Source organism: Schaalia sp. Marseille-Q2122, from assembly GCF_903645355.1.
Lineage (GTDB): Bacteria > Actinomycetota > Actinomycetes > Actinomycetales > Actinomycetaceae > Pauljensenia.
In genome coordinates this window covers 279,466-296,486 of the sequence record NZ_CAHJXR010000004.1, presented here as the reverse complement: position 1 = coordinate 296,486, position 17,021 = coordinate 279,466, and the positions used below count along the sequence as shown (strand labels likewise).

General features: G+C 60.9%; 14 protein-coding genes and 1 tRNA gene. 3 read left to right on the top strand and 12 right to left on the bottom strand.

Translation table 11 applies throughout. The annotated features are described in order from the left end of the window. Positions 1-19 precede the first annotated feature (19 nt). Genes dop through HWX48_RS05635 form a run of 3 tightly spaced genes read right to left on the bottom strand, consistent with a single transcriptional unit; the run spans position 20 to position 4,285 of the window. The gene (dop, locus tag HWX48_RS05645) at positions 20-1,591 is read right to left on the bottom strand and encodes a depupylase/deamidase Dop (RefSeq protein ID WP_175955435.1); all 1,572 of its coding nucleotides are present in this window, start codon (positions 1,589-1,591) and stop codon (positions 20-22) included. Further along, the gene (gene arc, locus HWX48_RS05640; protein WP_175955433.1) at positions 1,588-3,201 is read right to left on the bottom strand and encodes a proteasome ATPase; all 1,614 of its coding nucleotides are present in this window, start codon (positions 3,199-3,201) and stop codon (positions 1,588-1,590) included. The genes dop and arc overlap by 4 nt, the downstream gene beginning before the upstream one ends. Then, the gene (locus HWX48_RS05635; protein WP_175955430.1) at positions 3,194-4,285 is read right to left on the bottom strand and encodes a tRNA (adenine-N1)-methyltransferase; all 1,092 of its coding nucleotides are present in this window, start codon (positions 4,283-4,285) and stop codon (positions 3,194-3,196) included. Before HWX48_RS05635 ends, arc begins: the two co-directional genes overlap by 8 nt. An 83-nt stretch (positions 4,286-4,368) precedes the next feature. On the opposite strand from HWX48_RS05635, the gene HWX48_RS05630 reads away from it, so the two are divergent. After that, complete coding sequence (locus tag HWX48_RS05630) at positions 4,369-5,331, top strand: RecB family exonuclease (RefSeq protein WP_368483980.1); 963 nt, start codon at positions 4,369-4,371, stop codon at positions 5,329-5,331. Between the two features lie 52 nt (positions 5,332-5,383). Here the strand turns inward: HWX48_RS05630 and HWX48_RS05625 are convergent, their stop codons facing one another. Together HWX48_RS05625 and HWX48_RS05620 are read right to left on the bottom strand one after the other, a co-directional pair. Next, entirely contained in the window at positions 5,384-6,076 is a 693-nt protein-coding gene (locus HWX48_RS05625; protein WP_175955428.1) for an HAD family phosphatase, read from the bottom strand. A 6-nt stretch (positions 6,077-6,082) separates the two neighbouring features. Then, the gene (locus HWX48_RS05620) at positions 6,083-6,940 is read right to left on the bottom strand and encodes an undecaprenyl-diphosphate phosphatase (RefSeq protein WP_175955426.1); all 858 of its coding nucleotides are present in this window, start codon (positions 6,938-6,940) and stop codon (positions 6,083-6,085) included. A 91-nt stretch (positions 6,941-7,031) separates the two neighbouring features. Here HWX48_RS05620 and HWX48_RS05615 point away from each other — a divergent pair, with 91 nt between their 5' ends. Beyond that, positions 7,032-8,006, top strand: coding sequence for an aldo/keto reductase (locus HWX48_RS05615; RefSeq protein WP_175955424.1), 975 nt, complete (start codon positions 7,032-7,034; stop codon positions 8,004-8,006). Positions 8,007-8,016: 10 nt separating this feature from the next. On the opposite strand, the gene HWX48_RS05610 is transcribed toward HWX48_RS05615, so the two are convergent. From HWX48_RS05610 to HWX48_RS05580, 7 genes are all read right to left on the bottom strand, one after another. Continuing rightward, positions 8,017-8,322 carry a DNA primase gene (locus HWX48_RS05610; RefSeq protein ID WP_175955422.1) on the bottom strand — a complete coding sequence of 102 codons (306 nt, stop codon included), beginning with the start codon at positions 8,320-8,322 and terminating at the stop codon, positions 8,017-8,019. A 70-nt stretch (positions 8,323-8,392) separates the two neighbouring features. Beyond that, positions 8,393-9,490: an NAD(P)/FAD-dependent oxidoreductase gene (locus HWX48_RS05605; RefSeq protein WP_175955420.1), complete on the bottom strand. Its 1,098-nt coding sequence runs from the start codon at positions 9,488-9,490 to the stop codon at positions 8,393-8,395. Between the two features lie 204 nt (positions 9,491-9,694). After that, positions 9,695-10,765 carry a GNAT family N-acetyltransferase gene (locus HWX48_RS05600; RefSeq protein WP_175955418.1) on the bottom strand — a complete coding sequence of 357 codons (1,071 nt, stop codon included), beginning with the start codon at positions 10,763-10,765 and terminating at the stop codon, positions 9,695-9,697. Then, a complete protein-coding gene (locus HWX48_RS05595) occupies positions 10,762-11,448 on the bottom strand; it encodes a DsbA family protein (RefSeq protein ID WP_175955416.1) in 687 nt (228 codons plus the stop codon). Before HWX48_RS05595 ends, HWX48_RS05600 begins: the two co-directional genes overlap by 4 nt. A 190-nt stretch (positions 11,449-11,638) precedes the next feature. Next, positions 11,639-11,728, bottom strand: a tRNA-Leu gene (locus HWX48_RS05590). A gap of 239 nt (positions 11,729-11,967) precedes the next feature. Next, positions 11,968-12,450: a MarR family winged helix-turn-helix transcriptional regulator gene (locus tag HWX48_RS05585; RefSeq protein ID WP_175955415.1), complete on the bottom strand. Its 483-nt coding sequence runs from the start codon at positions 12,448-12,450 to the stop codon at positions 11,968-11,970. A gap of 120 nt (positions 12,451-12,570) precedes the next feature. Then, positions 12,571-15,990 carry an error-prone DNA polymerase gene (locus tag HWX48_RS05580; protein WP_175955414.1) on the bottom strand — a complete coding sequence of 1,140 codons (3,420 nt, stop codon included), beginning with the start codon at positions 15,988-15,990 and terminating at the stop codon, positions 12,571-12,573. Between HWX48_RS05580 and HWX48_RS05575 the strand changes: the two genes are divergently transcribed. Continuing rightward, complete coding sequence (locus HWX48_RS05575; RefSeq protein WP_368483979.1) at positions 15,967-17,013, top strand: alcohol dehydrogenase catalytic domain-containing protein; 1,047 nt, start codon at positions 15,967-15,969, stop codon at positions 17,011-17,013. The genes HWX48_RS05580 and HWX48_RS05575 overlap by 24 nt on opposite strands. Positions 17,014-17,021 lie beyond the last annotated feature (8 nt).

Below are 17,021 nucleotides of genomic sequence, written 5' to 3'. Positions count from 1 at the left end.
AAACTGAGCGGGGTGCGCCTCAGGCGCGCTCCTCAATTATGGTCCCAGAGCGCAGGAGCTGCTCCAACGCCGGGTTGGTGTCGAGAGCATCCGCGAGGGGGCGTCTGACGAGGCCGACGCGCGTGGGATCGTCAACGACGAGGGACGTCCAGGAGGCTTTGACGAGGCTGGGCACGTGGGCGACGGCCATGCCACGCAGACGGGCACGGGTATTGGCAGGTGGCGTGTCGGCTGCGGCCTCAACCTCTTCGGGGGTGAAGAGGCGACGGACTCGTCCAGCTGCATCCAGGCGCGCCACGAGGGAGTGACCGGGGCGGAGGTCTGCCCACTGCAGGTCCATGGCAACGATCCGCGGGTCGTTCCAGGCCACGCCCAGGCGTTCCCGTTGACGGCTGAGCAGCTGGTACTTCGCAACCCATTCGACCTCGGAGGCAACTGAGAAGAGGTCTTGTGTCATGCGTTCGCAGACGCTGCCCCACATGTCAAGGACTTCCTGAGCGGCCGGCTCCGGGGTGATGCCCAGGCGCTCGTAGGTGGCGAGGACGAGGTCACGGTAGAGCAGCTGGAGTTCAACGGCCGTGTAGGAACGACCACCCGCTGTGCTCACACGGTAGTCGAGATTGGGGTGGTGGCTGATCGCCCAGGTTTCCTGGACGGGATCAGACACGGCGAGGGCTTCCCATTCCAGTCCAATTCCAGCCTCGATGGCCCATAGCACGAGGGCCGTTGTCCCAAAGCGCAGGAAGGCCGAGCAGTCGAACATATTGCCATCCCCACCAATGACGTGGAGGCGGCGGTAGAGGCGTGGATCTGCGTGGGGTTCATCGCGGGTGTTAATGATCGGACGGTTGAAGGTGGTTTCCAGTCCGACCTCGTTTTCAACGAAGTCAGCGCGTTGGGAGATTTGGAAACCAGCGACCTCACTGCGCTGACCGATCCCGACCCTACCTGCCCCGCAGATCACGGGGCGGGTAATCATGAAGGGGGTGAGGCCTCGGATAATGTCATCAAGGTCCGTGTCGCGCAGCATCTGATAGTTCTCGTGGGTGCCGTAGGCGGCGCCCTTCCCATCAGTGTTGTTCTTAACGAGGACGATATTCTCATGCCCTTGGACGTGAGCCTGCTCCATCATGCGTCGAGCAATGACCTCACCTGCCCGATCCCACAGGACCGCGTCGCGGGGGCCTCGCGTTTCAGGAGCAGAGTATTCCGGGTGAGCGTGGTCGACGTAGAGGCGTGCCCCGTTGGTCAACACCGTCGCTGTAGCGGCAGGCAGGGCGAGTTCTTCTGGCGTGGGTCGGGCGATCTCCTCACTGCCGCCTGAGGGGGCAAGGTGGTAGGGGTCGTCGGTGAGCTGGGAGGCGTGGGCTGCTGCGCGGTCCATGCGGTAGCCTCGCAGGTCGTTCAAGGGATCTTCAGCGGTGTAATCCCAGCGCACGGGCGGAGAGCCTGCAGCGGGAGTGTTCTCGCGTGAGACCCTCGCGTAGGCGCCAACCACGTGACTGGACAGGGCAACAGGGTTGGCGTAGACGTCTCCGGGGCGGTAGACGCCGTATTCAGTCTCGGTTGAGATAATCCGGTCGACGCTCATGCCAGGGGTTCCTCCATCCCCGCGTTGTGGATGTTTCCTTCGGCGCTCGTCGCTGCGCTAGGCAGAGTCAGCGGGCTGATTCCGACAATGTCTTCGCGCATACCGATGGTCCGCGACCATTCTTCTGCGGATTGTGAGGCAGCAAGCTCCATGGACTCGCGCATCTCTTCAGAGACCCCATCGAGGAGGTGCGCGACGGACAGGCCGTGGCCACGCCCATGAAGAGCGTCCTTAATAGCATTTTTCTTCGCCCGCTCGACCGTGCCGGCAATGAGTGCGCCCGAGACAATGTCAGCCAGGTGGATACGCATGCGTGCACCGGTGGACAGCGTCGCATCAAAGAGAGCGGTGTCGTCGCTGCGCGCGTAGAGTCGTTCGACAGCAGCCTCGGTCATCGCGGCAAGCGCGGCCTCAACCGAGCCAGCGGCGGCGACCTCGTCAGCGCGAAGGGGCAGGTCGGGGGTGAGGTACTTGGAGAAGATGTCGCGGGCGCCCGAACGGTCGGGGCGCTCCACGCGAATCCTCACATCCAAACGTCCGGGGCGCAGCACAGCGGGATCAATCATGTCAGCGCGGTTGGAGGCGCCAATAATAATGACATTGTCGAGGGACTCCACGCCGTCCATTTCCGCCAGAAGCTGGGGAACGATCATGGTCTCCACATCGGAAGAGATGCCGGTGCCGCGAGTGCGGAAAAGGGCTTCCATCTCGTCAAAGAAAATGACGACGGGCACGTCAGAGCTGGCCAGGGTGCGCGCGCGGGAGAAGATCGCGCGGATTTGGCGTTCCGTCTCGCCCACGAACTTATTGAGCAGCTCGGGGCCCTTAATGGACAGGAAGTAGGTACGCTGGCCTGACCCCTGCCCCGACAGGGAGTTGGCGACGGCCTTGGCAATGAGGGTCTTCCCTGAACCTGGCGGGCCATAAAGCAAGATGCCCTTGGGTGGACGCAGCCCGTAGTCGCGGTAGAGCTCCGGGTGGCGGAAGGGCAATTCAATAGCGTCGCGGACCTGCTGGATCTGCGCGGCCAAGCCGCCAATATCCTCATAGGACACGTCGGGAACTTCGGGGGTCAGCAGGGCCTCAACATCAGAACGCACAATACGCTCAAAGGCATAGCCGGAGCGCAGGTCCGTGATGACAGAATCTCCCGATCGGAGGTTCCCGTGACGTAGTGGTCCAGCCAGGGTCAGGAGGTGTTCTGCCCCGCCTTCGACACTCACAAGCACCCGGTCCAATCCAACGGGTTCAAGAACGGTAGCGACCGTGCCCGTGCGAGGGAAGCGGTCTCCTGCAACGGCAATGAGCTTGTCGTCAACACGCACCAACTGGCCCGCTGACAGGGAGGACAGGTCGAGCTGAGGCGCGACTGCCAGGCGCATGAGGCGCCCCTGCACGATGGCTTCAATCGTGCGCCCGTCACTGTCGGCACGGACAAAGATCGCCAGGTTGTGCGGCGGCTGATTAATCTGCTTGACCTGCTGTTGCATGGTGGCCAGCTGATTGCGGGCGGTTGTCAGCGCGCTGGCCAGGCGAGTGTTCTTCTCTTCTTGGGAGGTGAGGCGAGTCTTGAGATCCTCCACCTGGGAGGCGAGGAAGTCCTCACTCATTCCTCTGGCCTTCCGCCTGCTCGTCTGAAGCGAGAGGGCCACCGGATGCAGCGTCCTCGTCAGTGGCAACGAGGACATCAACCTTGGCCTTGAGATCGCGGCGGACCTTGCGCAACTTCTTATCGGAGGGGACGCGGGCGCCGACGGCCTCGTCCGACCAGCCGTCCTCGTGATCCCACATGCCATCAAGGCCCTCGGCGGACTTTGCGGGGCGCACGTCGCGTTCTTGCGGGTCAACGCCGGGAGCGAGGCGACGGGCGGTCAGGAGGAAGCCCGTGTGGGCGACCATTCGATGCTCAGGTCGCACGGCGAGGCCATCAAGGTGCCACTCGCGCTGCAAGGTTTCCCAGGCGATCGGGTCAGTAAAGTCACCCGAAGAGCGCAAATCCTCCACGAGGCGCGACATCTGGGTGACGGTAGCGATGTAGCACAGGAGTACGCCGCCAGGAGTAAGAGCGTGGGCCACGGCCTGGAGGTTTTCCCACGGGGCCAGCATGTCAAGGACCACGCGGTCCACCGAACCTTCCTCAAGGCTAGCCAGCACGTCGGCAGCGTCACCGACGCGCAGGTCCCACGCGGGGTGCGCGCGCCCGAACCACAGGTCCACATTCCCCCGAGCGATCTCAGCGAATTCTTCGCGGCGCTCCACAGAAATAAGGTGGCCGTGCTCCCCCACTGCGCTGAGCAGGGACATAGCCAACGCGCCCGAGCCGACGCCGGCTTCAACCACGCGGGCGCCGGGGAAAATATCCCCCATCTGGACGATGGTTCCCGCGTCCTTGGGGTAGACCACCGCAGCACCTCGGGGCATCGACATGACGTAGTCCGACAGGAGAGGGCGCAGAATCTGGAACTGCTTACCTTCAGGGGTGAGGATCACCTGTCCGTCGGGGCGGCCGATCACCTCGTCGTGCAAGAGGGTACCTCGGTTGGTTTGGAAACGGCCGCCTGCCTGGAGGACGATCGTGTGGAGGCGCCCCTTGGGGTCACGGATCTGCACGCGGTCGCCGTCACGGAGGGGGCCGCGGCGCGCATCTTGACCGAGAAGAGGACGGGTGCTGGTGGTATTTGATTCTCTGCTCATCGTCTGATGATCCTACCGCTTTCTTCCCCTTTCAGGCCTGTGAGAATCACGCTGTTGCGGGTGGAACCGGTTACGGTTAATCCATGACTGTTTCCTCCTCCGCTGACCTTCCTCGAAGCGTGACCGCCGCTTCCCCGGCTACCGCATCTGCTGATGTCGCTCCCAACCCCGCTGCGCCTGCACACATGCAGGCCCCCGGAGTGCGCAATGGTGCGGGAAAAGGAGAAGATTGGCGCCCGGCTCTCTCGGCGTCACGGGCAAAGGAGTACCAGCGCTGCCCCCTGCAATACCGCCTACATGTGGTAGATCGCATGAAGGAGCCTCCCACGCAGGCCACCACCCGAGGGACGCTCATTCACTCTGTTCTGGAAAACATTTATGACGTGCCAGCCGCGCAGCGCACCCGCGAAGCTGCCCAGGAGCTTGTCATGCCCTTGTGGGAGGCGATGCAGGAGAACACCCCTGAGGTGAGTGCCCTCTTCCCCACGGTTGAGGAGTTCAGCGACTGGATGGCGCAGACCCGCGACATGGTCGACCACTACTTCCGTATTGAAGACCCCCGCTGGTTAGAGCCCGCAGGCAGGGAGAGCCACGTCGTCGCTCAGACCCCCGAGGGGGTGCGTCTGCGGGGTTTCATTGACCGCATTGACCGGGCGCCCAATGGCGCATTGCGGGTCGTGGACTATAAGACCGGGCGCGCTCCCTCGCCACGTTTTCAGGAGGACGCGCTCTTCCAGATGCGTTTCTACGCGCTCTTACTTGAACTGACAGATCGTCTGCCTGCGCGCACGCAGCTGCTCTACCTCAAGTCCGGACAGGTGCTGACCTTTGATCCCGAGGCCAGCGACATTGAGCGTTTCCGTTATGAGATTGCGCGCCTGTGGGATGCTATCGAGGCTGATGCGCGGCGTGGTGTGTTCCCTGCACGGAAGAACCCTCTGTGTAACTGGTGTGGTGTGCGCGCGGCATGCCCCCTCTACGGCGGAACGACGCCTCCCCTACCGGAAGAGGGCATTGAGAAGCTGCTGCAAACCCGCGCAAGCTGAGCAGACGACCAAGAGTCCGCTTCAGCCCGGCAGCCCAGCACACTCCAGGAACTCAGGCGGGAACTCTGGCGAGGTCCACGCATTCACCCGACATGACGCGAGCCAGTAGTTCCAGGTCGATATCAGCCAGAGCATTCACCCGGCTCACTCCCTCAGCAAGCTCCACGCGTTGCATGCCAGGCACCATAATCGTCCGCGCTCCAGCACCCACCGCCGCGCACATGCCCGGGAAGGAATCCTCCACCGCCACGCATCGTTGAGGATCAACCCCCAGGCGTTCGGCTGCCAGACGGTAGCCCGCCGGATCAGGCTTGGGATGCTCAACATCATCGCCCGCAACCATCAAGGTGATGCCCTCAACGGGCGCATCCGCCATCACAGCGTCGGCGATCCGGTGGTAGGAGGCCGTCACCACCGCAATCGGAAGGCCCGCACTCCTCATCCGCGCAAGGAAGTCAGCAACGCCAGGAAGCCAACGGACACCTCGTTCTTCAATGGTGGACGCCACGCGTTCAACGATTTCGTGCTCGATCTCCTCCTGACTCACCGCAGTCCCTGTGAGCTCAATGATCGTGCGTGCCGTCACCGACAGCGGGCCTCCAATGAAGGTCTCGCGAATCTCCGGGGTGAGTGTGCCTCCAAGCTCGCGGGTGAGATCGAACTCAACCTCATCCCAGATCGGCTCCGAATCGATAATCGTCCCATCCTGGTCAAGCAGGATCGCTGCGGGAAGCACAGAGGTCACGAGGGGTCACACTCCTACTGCGGTAGAAACGGGCGAAAGAACGCCGGTGAACAAAAGAATGGCAATGAGTGCAGCCAGCCCCAGACGATAGTAGACAAAGGGCGCGAAAGAGCCGGTCGAAATGAGCTTAAGGAACCAGACAATGACGGCGTAGCCAATAGCGAAGGCCACGATTGTTGCCAGAATCGTCGGGCCAACCTCAACGTAGTCGCCACCCGTCGCGACTTTCGCAACCTTGTAAAAACCCGACGCGAACACAGCTGGCAAGGCCAACAGGAAGGAGTAGCGCGCCGCCTCCGGACGCGAATACCCCATAAAGCGACCCATCGTGATCGTGCCACCCGAACGCGACACGCCGGGGATGAGGGCCATCGCCTGAGCGAAGCCGTAAAGAATCGCATCCTTCCACGACATCGAGGCAAGGGACTTCGTGCGCTCCCCATGGCGGTCAGCCCAGCCCAGCAGAAGGGCAAAGACAGCAAGCATGACGACAGTAATCCACAGGTTCCTGAAGGTCGTATCAATCCAGTCCTGCAATAGGAGGCCCAACAAACCAATCGGGAGGGAGCCAACAATAATCATCCACCCCATGCGCACATCCGGGTGTGACGAGGCCGTGCGCTTGGCTGCAGGCACCCAAGGCATGGAAGAAAACCACGCGCCAAGGATTCTGACAATGTCCTTCCAGAAGATGATGAGCACCGCCAATTCGGTACCGATCTGCGTAATCGCCGTGAAGGCCGCACCCGGGTCGGTAATGCCCAAGAGTTCACTGACAATACGCAGGTGCGCGGAGGACGAAATAGGAAGGAATTCTGTCAGGCCCTGAACAAGGCCAAGAATGATTGCATCGAGCCAACTCATGCGTTCTACTCTACGCGCCACGCCCTTCGAATCTGTTGTTCCTGCGCGATGATTACCCGCTTAGTGGCGAAGTACCCATTACGGTAGGAGCATGGATTCTCGCCGCTGTGGACACTCCGGTTTATGTGTTTCTGACCTTGCTCTAGGCACCCTTTTGTGGGGACGTGACACGCAAGAAGCCGAGGCGATCGATATGCTGGCCGCCTTCGTTGACGCCGGTGGCTCCCTCGTTGAAGTATCGACCTCCTACGGTGGTGGCGCCGCTCTGGAGGTCCTGGGAAGGGCCATTGACGAGGTCGGGCGCGACCGCGTCATCATTGCGCTCCGGGAGGGCCTCTCCCCCATCCATTCCGCCCCCACATTCCCCGCTGCTTCGCGCGCCAGCCTCCTGCGCGCTGTCGACGGGGCACGGCGGATTTTAAACACCGATACCATCGACCTTCTCGTAGTGGGTCCTGATCATGTGACGCCCATGAAGGAAAGCATTGATGCCGCCGTCTCTGTCCATGAGCGCGGCTTGGTGCATTACCTGGGGCTGTCGCATCGCAGCATGTGGGACACCGCCTGGGCGTGCGGCTACGTCAATGCCGCGGGGCGGGCACCGCTAACGGCCTGTGAAGAGGATGTCTCCCTCCTTACCTACCCGCAGAGCGCTGGCTTTCTCCAGGCTGCTCGTGGCGAGGAGCTCGGTGTGATTGCGCACTCTCCCTTGGCCGGTGGCGTCCTGAGCGGAAAGTACCGCCATTCGACCCCGCCGGATTCGCGTGCCGCATCAGCTCATCTGCATCATCTGGTCGAGTGGGCGCTGACCGGCGAACACCTGGGGATTATCGAGGCTGTCGTCCGTGCCGCTGAAGGGTTGGGCCGCACTCCTCTTGATGTTGCGCTGGCGTGGGTTCGTGATCTGCTGGGCGTGACCTCAGTCCTGATGGGACCACGGACGCTTCGTCAGTTAGAGCAGATTCTTGGGGCCTCCTCGGAACCTTTGCCCGCGCAGATTCGTCAGGTGCTCACAGAGATCGCCACGCGTGAGGACACGTGGCGATCAGTGGGCGTATCGAGGTGAGCGGGGAGGTTTAGACCTCAACGATGAGGAGATCATCGTCCTCATCATCGTCCTCGTCGTCATCATCGAGATCGTCGAGGTCGTCCTCGTCATCGAAGTCCTCATCGAAATCGTCCTCGTCGAGAATGTCGAAGGGCAGCTCAACGCCGAGGCTGGTGAAGAGGACGTCATCGTAGGTGAAGAAAGCATCCGAGAGGCGTTCTTCAGCGTCCAGCAACTCATCGGAGTCGACGTCGACGTCAGAGTTCGCCACCTCGAAGTGGAGGCGGAAGGCATCAATGAGCTCATCGAGTGCTTTGCGCGGTTCAGTAGCCATGGACACTAGCCTACCTGCATATGAGCCCCCGGTGTGACCGGGGGCTCATATGCAGCTTATCTGTTATCGATCAGGGCAGGTTCAGCTGGGAGCGGATGACGGAGACCATGAGGTCCGTGCCCTTAATCTCGGCGGTTTCTTCCATGCCGAGAATTCGGGTCTCACCGTCAGCGTCAAGCAACTGAGAGGCGCCCATCTGCGGGCCAAGCGGGAGGATGACCCATTCCTTGGTGGGCTGGTAGGACACCTCGGGCGCTTCACCCGACAGCTGAGAGGCGATATTGGAGATGACAACGCGGGCCTGCTGGCGGGCTGCGTCGGCACGCTTCGATTCGCGCACATCGGTGAGATCACCCACTGCGTAGACATTCTCATGCCCACTGACCTGCATGGTCGGCTCAACGCGCAAGGTGCCATCGGGGTGGAGCAAGGATTCGTATTCCGTGCCCACCAGGTAGCCGGAGTTAGCGCGCGAGCCGAAGCATTGGAACCAGATGTCAGCCTCGACGGTCTGGCCGTCCTTGGTGGAGACAGTGAAGTGGCCAAGCTCGCCGACATTGTGCGGGGGAAGGTAGGCCAATTCGGCTCCGGTGATCACGCGGACGCCGAGTTCCTTGAGCTGTTCCTTGATTTCTTCACGCAGGGCTTCGGTGTAGCCCGGGGTGGAGAGAAGGTCGTCAGCCTTTTCAACGATGGTGATTTGGAGGGAGGGGAAGGCGCTGGCCAGTTCACCGGTGAGTTCAATACCCACGGTACCGCCACCGACGATGAGCACCGATTCAGCGGCGGCGAGGTTTTCATGTAGCTGTTCGAGGCGAGCCTTAGCAACCTGTGCGCGTGAGGAGGAGTACTTCGCGGGGAAGGGGTAGGTTGAACCCGTGGCGAAGACGACGTAGTCGGCTTCAATGGGGTCTCGGCCGTAGACGTAGACGGTGGTGCCTTCAACCTTCGCGACGGTGCCTTGGATGAAGGTACCGCGGGTGAGCAGGTTGGAGTAGGGCATGAAGATGGCGTTTTCCCATACTTCATCAACGGCTGCGCGCAGTGCGGCAGCGTGGTGAACAAACTGGTCTTTTTGTTCGATGAGAATGACGTCGGCCAGCGGGTCAAGCCCCTTTGCTACGGTAATGCCGCCGTAACCGCCACCAATCACCACGATTCGAGCCACAGTGGTTTCTCCTGTCTGGTTTTCAAGTCTCTCCATCATCTCACGTCGGCGCCCATTCATAACAGATGCCTAAGGGCACACTTCGTAGTGTGAGGATGATGACTCTCCTTGCCTCCTCCCCTGCTGGCCTACAGTAAGCGAGGAGACGTGAGGCGTATTGTGTTGAGCGAGGCATTCAGGCTCGCTGATCAGCGCAGCCGCCTATCAGTCGAGGCCGAGCGCCCGGGCGACGTTGGGCGGGAAGAAGTCCGGCCCCTTAAGGACCTTGCCGTCTTCGCGCAGCTTCACGGAGCCATCGGGCATGAGCTTAGAGAGGTTGGAGGCCTGAACCTCAGCAAGAACAGCGTCAAGGTTGATGCCGGATTCGAGGGCCATGCCGTAGATGACGTAGATCAGGTCCGCCAAGGCGTCCGCCGCTTCAACGACATCGCGTGCGCCCTCGTCTACGGCCATTCCTCGCGCGAAGGCTTCTTCGGTGATGGAGCGGGCTTGAGGGCCGTAGACAGCCCCCATGAGCTCGGCAAACTCCTCGCCGATGAGTCCCATGCGCATATTGAGGCGCTCGTAGTCCACCGTAGGAGCTTCGCCTGCCGCCAGGCGGTCAGGCATGGAGTAGGTGCGGTGGAATTGGGCAACCAGTTCACCCGGCTGCGAGGGATCAAGTGCGGGCCCTTGTCCTGCTGCGGGGCCGGGCCCGTCCCATGGGGTACGAGGGCGGCGCTCATCGCCGGGCAGCAGGGAGGCCGTCCACTGGTCGACAACCTCATCCCCCATGGTCACCCCGCGCCAGATACCTTCGCGGCTAAAACCGCATTGCCAGGCGCTCTTCCAGGAGGGCCAGTTTCCGACTTTGGCACGCCAGAGGATGCGGCCCGCATTGAGGCTGGTGAAGGCCCAGTCGGCGGCGAGGTTCATTGCCTCGGTAATGTATCCCTGGCCGCGAAAATCGCTGCCGATCCAGTAGCCAACCTCGTAGGCGCGGCTTCCCGCCCTGAAGAGCGAGAAGAGGCCAATGAAGGCACCTGTCTCATTGAGGCGGATTGCCCAGATGGGTTCGCCCTTGTCCCAGGTAGTGGCCTGAACGGCGCCTGCGATCCATTCCTCAGCCATGTCTCGGGTGTAGGGGCTGGGCACCGTGGTCCACCGGGGAATCTCGGGGTCTTGAGCATGGCGATGCATGTCGGCAGTATCCTCGAGCGTAAGAGGCATGAGGCTCACACGTTCACCAACAAGGCTGCAGGGTTCGAGGGCTTCGACCTGGCCGTCTCGGCTCATTGGGGGTCTCCTTCGTGGGTGGCGGTCCATGCGGTTGTCAGCATATTCGTCATAGCGGTCACAGGCTGGGCGCCCTGGACCACGAATTGCTGGTCGATGAGGAAGGTGGGGACAGACTCAATGCCCATCTGCACGGCGATCTGATAGTCCGAGAAGGACTGGGCGGCGTATTCCTCGTCGGCGAGAGCACTGAGGGCGTCGTGGGGATCCATGCCGACGTCCTGGGCACAGCCAATGAGCACTTCAGGGTCGGAGATATCCAGGCCCATCTCCAAGTAGGCGCGTGAGATCGTTTCCCAGACCTTGAATTGGAGGGTGTCGGCCCCGGTGGTGTGGTCCTGATAAAGGTCTTCTTCACGGGCTGCAGCAATGACGCGGCAGGCGTTGGAGGTTGGAGCGACGACGGCACGATCCCAGTCGAAGACAATGCCTTCAGCGCGTCCGAGTTTGTCGAGGCGCTCGTATGCTGCCTGCAGGTCCTGGAAGTCCCATCCGCGTCGGTTGGTCATGTAGTGGGCATGGGATTTGTCCCAGCGCACGTCAAGTTCAGGATCGAGAAAGTAGGCGTGGAGAGCGACCTCGACTCGGTCCGCATGGGGGAAGGAGGCGAGGGCCGCGCGCAGGTGACGTACACCCAGGTAGCACCATGGGCAGGTGACATCGGCCCACACGTCGATATGCATTGCACATCCCCTTCCATCTGCCCCTCCCTGCGGAGCTTTGCTCCGGCAGAGACTGGCACAGATTATTCTTGGCGCTTCTCAATATTGTTCCGGCGTTGTCGCGGTGTTTGTCCCAGTGGATGAAGAAAACGGCGACATGGTCGAAACCATGTCGCCGTAACTGACTGGTGGTTTCCCACCTACTTCAGTTTGGTGCGCGGAGGGGGACTTGAACCCCCACCCTCGAATAATGAGGACTAGCACCTCAAGCTAGCGCGTCTGCCTATTCCGCCACCCGCGCAGGTGACTTCACGAGTCAGTCACAAGGCCTGACCCCGTGTGCGAGTAAGAGATTAGCACGTTTGGGGCCACCTTCGCCAAATCGGCTGTGTTCTTCGATTTTTCCGCAGGTTTGAGCGTTTTCTTTGGGATAAACCCCCACTCCGACGCTTTTTTAGCCGCCAAGTACTCCAGTGGCGTCAGTCACGTCGGAACGCTAAGAGAGTTGCAACTGAGAACTCGTGACGAAGTCACAGTCCGTCAGACAGCGCTCTTCTTGAGTCGGCGTTCAACAGCCAGGAAAACACGAACAATCTGATCGATGTCTTCCTCAGTCATCCCGTCAAGCAGGTACTCACGCACGGTCTGCTGATGCAATTCAGTCACCTTCAGAACGGTGGTGACACCTTTTTCGGTCAAGACTGCGTCATAGCCGCGGCCATCATTTGCTGCCGGCACTCGCTCAACGAGCCCATCCTTCACGAGATTGTTCACCAGGTAGGTCACTCGAGAGGGCGAGTAGACAACCTTCTCGGCAATCTCCCCCATACGCAGAGTGTGAAGCTCGGCTTCCCACAGCGCCAGAAGAATGTTGTAGTCAGGCAGACTGACGTTATACGACTTCTTCAAACGCGCTTCAAGGATGCCTTGCAGGCGACCCGACGCCTCAAAAAATACTCGCCAGGCCTTGGAGCGCTGGTTGTCAAACTCATTGATCGGATTTTTTCGTTGTCCTTCAGTCATAGTTCCCCCAGATTTCATGGTCAGTTCTGCAGACACATTCAGCTCAGATAAGAGAAAGTATGCCTACAGGCTAATAGTGTGGCATACTCTTCCCCCCTCACTCCCCACCCTAAGGCCTACTTAGCGAAAATCACGAGAGCGAACCATCTTTCGTCCCGCTATTGGTTCCATATAGTGCGCCAGGATACTCACCGCACCGTGACCTTCCTCCACCATGCCTCGAACGAGGAGAGCCGAACTCTCCCGGCCAACAACGGAGAAACGCTTCCACATGCCAGCACTGCATGTGATGTTAACCAGTCCACTTTCATCCTCGAGGGAGAGAAAAACAATCCCCTTGCCTGTTGCAGGCGCCTGCCTGTGGGTAACCAATCCAGCGACGCTGATGATTTGCCCTTTGAGTTGGGCGCAGATGCGATCGGCACTCATGACCCCCCGCGAATTTAAAGTTCGCCGAATATGCTCAATTGGGTGACTTTCCGGAGTCATGCGCATACTTTCATAGTCAGCGACGGAAATTTCAGCCCCACCCATTACTTCAAATTCTGGAGCACTGACGATTAATTCCAAACCCGGTAGGAATGGCTGCTCTTCCCGTTCAACCCCAACCTGAGCTGCCTCCCACATACCCGCACGCCGGTCAATCCCCATACTCTGCAATGCACCGGCTTGAGCCAGTAGATCCATTTCACGACTACTTAAGCGCGCCCTTCGCGCCACATCGGCACTATCAACAAAAGGGTGCTCTACGCGGGCCTCAACAATACGTCGGGCGGCCTCGCCAAGCCCGGAAATACTGTCCAACCCCAGCCGCAATTCCCAACGGGGCGACACCCTCACACCTTTCCTCCAGTGCCTCCCCTGCCCCTCGGAGGCCTGCGCACACGCACGCGGATGCGATTTCACTTGCGAAAGATTCACATCAGGGCGCCCCACGCGCACTCCGTGACGGCGCGCGTCATGGATGAGGGAGGCCGGTGAATAAAAGCCCATCGGCTGCGAAGCGAGAAGGGCCGCATAGAAGACCTCCGGATAGTAGACCTTCATCCAGGAGGAGGCATACACCAGGTGAGCAAAAGAGAAGGCATGTGACTCAGGAAAACCAAACTCGGCAAACCCCTGCAAATGCCGATACACCTGGTCGGCAACTTCTTGGCCAATACCACGCGCAGCCATCCCCTCAACGAGGAGGGGGTACAGGGCTGCCATGCGCTCCGGTGAGCGCTTCGAGCCCATCGCCCGACGTAACTCATCAGCTTGAGCGGGCGTAAAACCCGCAGCATCCATGGCAATCTGCATGAGCTGCTCTTGAAAAATCGCCACCCCCATGGTTTTTTCAAGAGCGGGTTTGAGCGCCTCATGGAGGTAGGTGACGGGTTCTTCGCCCCGGCGCCGCCGCAGATACGGGTTGACGGCCTGCCCTTGGATGGGGCCAGGGCGGATCAGCGCGACTTCGATGACGATGTCGTAGAAGCAGCGAGGCCGCAGACGAGGAAGGGTATTCATCTGCGCCCGCGACTCCACTTGAAACACCCCTACAGTGTCTGCCGCGCACAGCAGATCATAGATGCGGGAGTCTTCTTGGGGCAGATTGTGTAACGAGTAGGGCGTCCCATCGTCGGCTCGCACGCCTGAGGCCTCAATCCACGTGAAGCCTCGCCGCAGAGCGCTGAGCATTCCCAATCCCAGCAGATCAAACTTCACCAGGCCCGCATCCGCGCAATCATCCTTATCCCACTGTAGGACGCTACGATCGGGGGTGGCAGCCCAGGAGATTGGGCACACTTCTGAGACCGGGGTTTTCGTCAGCACCATTCCACCGGTGTGAATACCCATATGACGAGGGAGGCGCTTGAGAGCCTCGGCGACAGCGCGCACCTGCGCTGGTAGCTGAGAAATCGACAGGGCCGCGCCCTTTGCGGCCAAAGCAGCGTCACATTCCTGGGTTGTTTGTTCGCGAGGGTTTTTCCGGCGTGCCTCCTGTGGGTGTTCGGTTTCTTCTTCCTCCCAGCGGTGGCGATTTTTGGACCATGCGCGAGAAATCTCCTCAGGAAATCCCAACGCTTTAGCTGCATCGTAGGTGGCAGAACGCACCCGGTAGCTGATGACCGTGGCCACCTGAGCAGCACATTCGCGTCCGTAGCGGGCGTAGACATGCTGGATCACTTCTTCACGCCGCTCGGATTCAATGTCGATGTCAATATCGGGCGGGCCTGAGCGTCCTGTGGAGAGGAAGCGTTCGAAGAGGAGTTGGTGGCGAACAGCGTCGACGGCGGTAATCCCCAGGGCGTAGCACACGGCGGAGTTTGCTGCGGAGCCTCGACCCTGGCAGTAGATGCCCTGCTGGGCGCAAAAGTCGACGATTTCCTTGACGATGAGGAAGTACCCGGGGAAGGTGAGCGCCTCGATGACTTCGAGCTCATGATCGATGGTTCTCCAGGCTCGCGGGTGCTCCTCGCGACTGCCGTAGCGCTCTTGCGCTCCCCGGTAAGTGAGTTCCCGAAGCCAGCTGGCGTCAGTGTGTCCCTCGGGGACGCGCGTGTGAGGCAGTTCGGGGGCGATGAGACGCAGGTCGAAGGCGTACTCTTGCCCGTATTCGGCTGCGGCTCCTACCGCCTGTGGGTGGCGAGCGTGTATGGCAAGCATTTCTTCGCCGCTGCGCAAGAAGGAGCCCTGGGCCGGTAGGTGTGCTTCTACCTGCGTCAATGATGCACGCAGGCGCGTTGCGGTCAGCACGTCTGCGAGGTGTTGCCCTGCGGGAGTGGCGCTACGCACAGCTCCGCTTGCGACCAGTGGCAGCTTGGCCCATTGGGCAAGTTCTGCGAGAGCATCTGCCAGTTCAGGTGGGTCCGTTGGAGTGAGCGCACTTTCAACGAGAACGTTCTCCTGCCCGAAAAGTTCGCGAAGTTCTGTGAGCACGCTACGAGCGCCGGGGATGCCGTCACTACGCAAGGCCCGGCGAAGGGGCCCTCGTGCGCCGCCTGTGAGTACCGCCCACTGCCCACCGGCGTGCTCGGCCAGGGTCACTAGGTCGTGGAGGGCGAAACGCTGTCCGGGGTGTGCCAGGGTGTAGGCACTCATCGCGCGGCATAGCCGCGTGTAGCCCGCAGGGGTTTTGGCAAGGATGGGCAAGCGGATACCGGGATCATCTGCGCCGACCGCTAGCCCCCAGCCTGGGGAGAGGGCCTCTTTGAGTTCCTTCCCGGCAAAGAAGGCGGGGTCAAGGGTGAGTTCTGCGCCGTGCACATAGGGCAGACCATGGAGGCGCGCCGCCGTCGCGCCTTGAATGGCCGAATACATGCCGTCAACGTCAAGGACCGCGAGCGCTTCAAGCCTAAGCTCACGTGCAGCTGCGACGAGCTCGTGAGGCTGGGAGGCACCCTCGAGGAAGGTGAAGGCGGAATGCGCGTGGAGTTCGGCGTAGGCGACGGGACCCATCCCCTCATTATAGAACACATGTTCGATGGCGTTTTGTCTCCACTTTCCTGAATTGTGGAGAATCACTAGGCTAAAAGGATGATGAACGCCGCTGTCCTTCATAAGCCTGGTCACCTGAGCTTGGAGTCTGTCCCCCGCCCTACCATTGATGCCGACGAGCTATTGATTGCTGTGGAAGCCAACACGATTTGTGGCACCGATCTGCGCTTGATGGATGGGACGAAGACTGCGGGCGTTCGTCCGGGGGTCATCCTCGGGCATGAGTTTGCTGGCCGTATTGTCGAGGTCGGCGCCACGGTGCAGGGATGGAGTGTTGGCGAGCAGGTGTCGATCTCCCCCGCTGTTGTGTGCGGGCAGTGTCCGCCCTGCCAGCGAGGCCAGGAGAATATGTGCGACTCGCTGCGTTTGTTTGGTTATGAGTTTGATGGCGGCTTAGCAGAGTATGTGCGTATTCCAGCTGACGCCATGACGCATGGGTGTGTGGTGGCACCTCCTCAAGAGGTTCCTGCTCCTCTTTTGGCTTTGGCTGAGCCTTTGAGCTGCTGTTTGAATGGGCTGCGCCGCACGCCTGTGGAGTCAGGAATGACGGTGCTGGTGATTGGGACTGGCCCGATTGGTTTAATGCACTGCGCCTTGGCCGCTCATGCGGGTGCGCGGGTGATCGCCTGTGGACGGCCCGGGCGCCTCGCTCCAGCCCGCGCGATGGGCGCTGCGGTGACGACGGAACTCAGCGGCGAGGCTTTGAGGGACTTCGTGCTGGAGGAAACTGGCGGGCAGGGTGTGGACCTTGTAATTTTGGCGGTGGGTGCGTCAGAGAGTATCGCCGTCTCGATAGAGTGCGTGCGCTCGGGTGGGGCGATCAATTTCTTTGCGGGTTTTCCCAAGGGAATCCTCTCCAGCATCGACCCTAACCTCATTCACTATCGTGAGATCAGCCTTGTGGGCAGTGCGAATGCCCGTTTTGAGGATCATCGCCAGGCTGTCCAGATGATCGCCGAGGGGCAGATCGATCTTTCTCCCCTCCTAACCCACACCTTCCCTCTGAACCAGCTTGACGAGGCCGTAGGCGCGGTCCGCGAGCGCTTAGGGTTGAAGGTGGCCCTTGTCCCCACAGCGCACGACTAAGGGGATGC